Genomic DNA, 407 nt, shown 5'->3' with positions numbered 1-407 from the left:
MCACAATATACAGAAACAGCCAACCGTTGATTAAACCTTACCCAACGGTGGCCAGATAAAATTCTTATGTTTTTTCTAATCAACTCACATAATATACAGAGGAGGTGACTGATATGGCAGATCAATCCAAAGAATCAGAAAAGATGATATGTGAAGATCATAATTCTCCAGTTGACGAAAGAAGCTACGATTTATACGAAGCGACGCGTAATTCACTTTTACGTAATGAATTAGACGATAAAAACAAAACCATTTTAAATAATATTGATAACGCAGCGATGGATGTTAATCTTGAGGAATAATGGACAGTAAAAAAAACTTCTATTTCTTAGTCTCATAGCTATGTTACTAAGGATACACGTTTCTTTTTCTCTTAGTAGAAAAGACCCTAAATAATTAGGGTCTCA

The 407-nt window shown here is 33.5% G+C and carries 1 protein-coding gene; it reads left to right on the top strand.

The genetic code is table 11. The features are described 5' to 3' along the window. Positions 1 to 113: 113 nt before the first annotated feature. Positions 114 to 302, top strand: a complete 189-nt coding sequence (locus AC1DRF_RS21405; protein ID WP_013058440.1) for a hypothetical protein — start codon at positions 114 to 116, stop codon at positions 300 to 302. Positions 303 to 407 lie beyond the last annotated feature (105 nt).

Source organism: Priestia sp. P5_B4 (assembly GCF_056400385.1).
This window is presented reverse-complemented; position numbering and strand designations above follow the sequence as displayed.

Coding starts and splice junctions, on each gene's coding strand:
- AC1DRF_RS21405 (WP_013058440.1), top strand. CDS start 114: ATGGCAGATCAATCCAAAGAATCAGAAAAGATGATATGTGAAGATCAT.